Origin of the sequence: Ligilactobacillus equi DSM 15833 = JCM 10991 (assembly GCF_000615765.1) — a bacterium.
In the GTDB taxonomy this organism is placed as follows: domain Bacteria; phylum Bacillota; class Bacilli; order Lactobacillales; family Lactobacillaceae; genus Ligilactobacillus; species Ligilactobacillus equi.
On the sequence record NZ_BAMI01000091.1, the window covers coordinates 1 to 4,254 of the forward strand.

Sequence of the window (4,254 nt, forward strand, 5' to 3'; positions counted from 1 at the left end):
TTTATGACTAACCTTTGTTGAACTGGCATTCGTAACAATATTAGAAGTTAGATTAAAAATGTAAAATTAATACTTTGCTTTTATACATATTTTCCTACGTACGAAAACACATATCTTTATATGCTATTTTATATTTATCATCATACATATCATTATACTTATATTTACCTTAATAACAATGGCGTGATACATCAACATTTATCACATACTGAAAAGATACATATATTTATACGTAATATATTAAATATGATTATATGTACAAATGCACGTAACCTCTTATTTATTTTGATATGTGCCTATTACAGACTTTCGTAAATACGTATCAGAAAAACTAATTGTAATAACTGAGCAAGTCACAATGTTTAAATTAATTAAAATGTAATGTTGGATCCTCTATATTTATACGTATTTTATTACGTATAAATATACATAATTTTATACGTATCTTTATATTTGTGATTATACGTACTAATTATTGCATTTAATATTTCCTCCTCAACATTTCTATTTGATTTTTGCGATTAACTTGAACCATCAATTTATTATACGTAAATTCATACATGCTTTTATATGTAGTTTTATATTTGTCATCATACATATTATTATATGTACATTTATATTTATCTTAATGAAAATAGCTTGATATAATAGTATTTATCACATGCCAAAAAGATACATATATTTATACGTATACGCATTATGTTAAGTGTAATCGTATGTATAAATGTATGTATCTTCTCACTTACTTTTGTATGAGGTTATGGTAGAATCCTTGCTGAACTGGAGTTTGTAATCGCACATCGTAAGAAACAATTGGATGTTGTTTCCCCTTTATCGTTCGATACTCCTGTCTTAAGGAATCTTTTACGACTTCGCATTCGCCAAGATATAAGAAATCCTTCCCTTCGGCATCTGATTCCTTCACAAACAAGTAATAACGATTGCTTGGCGCTCCGTCAGATACACCTGCAAACATCTTGTTAGTCTCCCCTTTACCCAAAGTTCGATTATTTTTAGTATAGCAATGCATGACTGTATTTGACAAAAATTCATCCTCATACTTAATTGTTTCAGAAATATCTTCATTTTTGTGGTAAGTCACAAAGATAGGGCAGGTTTGGTTTTCAAGATAGTAACCCCCGATGTTTTGGCCAGAAATTTGCCGTTCCCAATTTAAGAGGCGACAAACATCAGTACGTTTATAACGTTTATTCACTGTCAACTTAACTTCTGGCTGATAGTTCTTTGCCTGGAGAATGCCTGCCTGAATAGCGTCAAAAGCCAACTTCCAGAATCCAGAATCTGATTTTAAAGCCTGGCGAAGTGTTGGTGTCAACTGATAATCTCCTGCTACTAGCTCCACAAATGGTTCATTTCCATAGCGGTACCTTTGGGTCTTGGTTAAATCTTTAATTGTCATTGGTGTGTAAAAATCAAGGTTTAAAACCCGTTCCACCGAACTTAATGTGGCCTCATCAGCTAAATATCCCTGCTTTTGAAGTTGCTCCGCAAAATCTTTCTTAGCAACTTTTTTATGGGATAGCAACTTCTTCAATAAAAGTAATTCCTGCGCTCTTTTCCCATTACTTAACTCCTGAGTTAAAAAGTCGAGTACCTTATTTTCATATTCGCCAAGTTTAACGCCTTCTTCTTTGACAATTTTCTGTAAGAAATCATTATAATTTCCCCGCTTAGAGAGACTGTCAAGTAAAGCTTGCGGTTCAACCATGTTATTTTTTATGAAATCCGTCATCAAAGGTATTCTACCTAAGCGACGCTTGAGTTCATGAAAATCGTCAATAATTTCTTGCTTAAATGGATTACGCTGTTTTTCCAGCTGCTTGAAAATTAAATCTTTGGCAACCTGCGTAAAGTTAATTGTTGAAATACCTTGAGTCGGCTCTAAATTGACCTTCTCGCGCACGCCATCCTTAGTACGGGAATTATCCCCCGTTAAAGCTACCGGTATTAAATAATTATTCTTGTAGTTTCCAATGAAGTCAATTACCGTTAAGTAGTCTTTACCCTTTGCCTTACGCAAACCACGTCCTAATTGTTGGACAAACACAATGGCCGATTGTGTCTGCCGCATCATAATAACTTGATTGATGAAAGGAATATCAATCCCTTCGTTAAAAATATCGACCGTCACCAGATAAGCTAGTTCTCCCCGCTCAAGTTTCGCAATTGCTGCTAATCGTGCTTCTTGACTATCAGCTCCCGTTAAACTTTGTGCCGGATAACCTTTTTGAGTCAAAAGCTCAGCAATTTTTTGCGCTTCTTCCTTACGACTCACAAAAACTAAACCATAAAGTTTTTCCCCGGCATGACCGTAGTAGCGACTTTGTTCCAAAACATAATCTACCCGCTCTTCGCTAACTAAATGCGCTAGTGGCGTTTGATCATCGACTATCTCACCTTGATACTCATAATCCTTGAGCCCTACATAATGAAAGGGTGCCAACATATCTTCATTCAAGGCGTCTTGGAGACGAATTTCATAGGCCACATTATAGTCAAAAAGTTCGTAAATATTCTCATCATCACTTCTTTCTGGAGTCGCCGTCATTCCTAAAAGAAAGTGTGGTTGAAAATATGCCAAAACCTTTTGGTAAGATTGTGCACCCGCTCGGTGCGCTTCATCGACTAAAATATAATCAAACTCTTCACGGGTAAACTGACGAAGATTAGCCTCTTTAGAAATGGTTTGAATCGTCGCAAATAAGTAACGCGCGTGATTTTGCTTATGATTTCCTGACCAAATACCAAAATTATCCCGGCTTCCACCAATCACTTGGTGAAAACTTTCTAAGGCTTTTTGTAAAATTTGTTCGCGGTGTACGATGAATAAGAAACGCTTAGGCTTATAAGCGGCCACATCAAAGGCCCCCAAATAAGTTTTCCCCGTCCCCGTTGCAGAAATCACTAAGGCCTTGTGTTTCATCGCTAACCGTGATTTTTGTAACTGATGTAGGGCTTCTGCTTGCATTTGATTAGGACGAATCGTCGCATACTTTTCAGCTTCGACGTTTTCCGCTACCAAATCCCCTATTTGCGCAATTTTTGCCCGTTTGGTGTCCCTAAATGGACTAACCCAAGTGCGTCGGTATTCAGCGATCCATTCTGCTGTAAGTGGCGTCGCTTTTTCCCAATCAGTTTCAATTTGTTGGGCTAAATCTGCCGTTAACTGACCATTTTCATGAGAAGTAACCCGTAAATTCCATTCTTTATTAATTGTCAGGCTCTTTCCGTCAAATTAGAGCTCCCAATCATTGCAACTTGGTAATCTCCATGATCAAAAAGATAGCCTTTCGCATGAAAACCACCTTGTTTAGGTGGCTGATAGATGCGCACTTCCACATTCGGTAACTTGGCTAATTCAGTAAAAACTTTAGGGTGATTAAAATTTTGGTAGGTGGAAGTTAAAATTCGCCCCTGTATCCCTTGGTGCGCCAAATCTTGCAACCAAACTTTTAAATCTAGCAAGGCTCCTTCTGTTACAAACGCTACTGCAAAGGTAAAACTTTGACAGCTCTGCAACTCATATTTAAGTTGATCGTGCATGTTTTCCTGGCGTTCATTCGCAATCAAACGAGCTGCATAGGTCGCACTATCTTGGTATTTTTCCTTATCCAAAAAGGAATTTAAAACGGCTGCTTTCATTTCATTAATTTTATTCATCAAACTTAACCTCAGTTAAATCCATTTGACTCAAAGCTTGCGCAGCTGGAATATCTGCTTCCGCCCAATTTAAGGTCAACAATTCTTCTGGTTTAGCCCAATAAATTTCACTATGTGCAATCAAATCAAAATTCTTAGTCAAAAGTTTAGCCAGATAAACTGTTAGATGAATGGTTCCAAAATCATAGGCATGTACACCCGTTGCCACCTTAGCGCCAACTTGAATTTGATCATTAAATTCTTCTTCTAATTCACGAATCAGAGCTTGCTTTTCATCTTCACCAGCTTCAATCTTTCCACCAGGAAATTCCCAAAGGTCACCTAAAATTCGGTCACTACTACGTTTAGTAATTAAGATTTTGCCATCCTCAATTAAAGCTGCTCCGACAACATAAATATCCTTCATAAATCCACTTCCTTAACTTTAATATCTTCAGAATAGCAGCTTTTAGGAATATTGTTAAGATCTGAAACTAAATAACTATTTCTTCATCTTCTTTTTGATAAGTTATTACTTCGTTTCTTTAAAGTAACTTCAAATATCAAAGCCTATTATTTAAGCTATAATTTTAC

At 36.2% G+C, this 4,254-nt stretch carries 3 protein-coding genes; all 3 read right to left on the reverse strand.

Annotation, left to right across the window (positions count from 1 at the left end; genetic code table 11):
* Window positions 1–742: 742 nt before the first annotated feature.
* Window positions 743–3,043 carry a DUF3427 domain-containing protein gene (locus JCM10991_RS13995; RefSeq protein ID WP_225349969.1) on the reverse strand — a complete coding sequence of 767 codons (2,301 nt, stop codon included), beginning with the start codon at window positions 3,041–3,043 and terminating at the stop codon, window positions 743–745.
* Between the two features lie 194 nt (window positions 3,044–3,237).
* On the reverse strand, window positions 3,238–3,681 hold the full coding sequence (locus JCM10991_RS15945) for a phospholipase D-like domain-containing protein (protein WP_225349970.1): 444 nt from the start codon (window positions 3,679–3,681) through the stop codon (window positions 3,238–3,240).
* Window positions 3,674–4,087 carry a (deoxy)nucleoside triphosphate pyrophosphohydrolase gene (locus JCM10991_RS11270; protein WP_025021541.1) on the reverse strand — a complete coding sequence of 138 codons (414 nt, stop codon included), beginning with the start codon at window positions 4,085–4,087 and terminating at the stop codon, window positions 3,674–3,676. The genes JCM10991_RS15945 and JCM10991_RS11270 overlap by 8 nt, the downstream gene beginning before the upstream one ends.
* Between the last annotated feature and the right edge of the window lie 167 nt (window positions 4,088–4,254).

Excerpts from the sequence above, each read along its gene's own strand:
- JCM10991_RS15945 (WP_225349970.1), bottom strand. The coding sequence starts at position 3,681 with ATGAATAAAATTAATGAAATGAAAGCAGCCGTTTTAAATTCCTTTTTG.
- JCM10991_RS11270 (WP_025021541.1), bottom strand. The coding sequence starts at position 4,087 with ATGAAGGATATTTATGTTGTCGGAGCAGCTTTAATTGAGGATGGCAAA.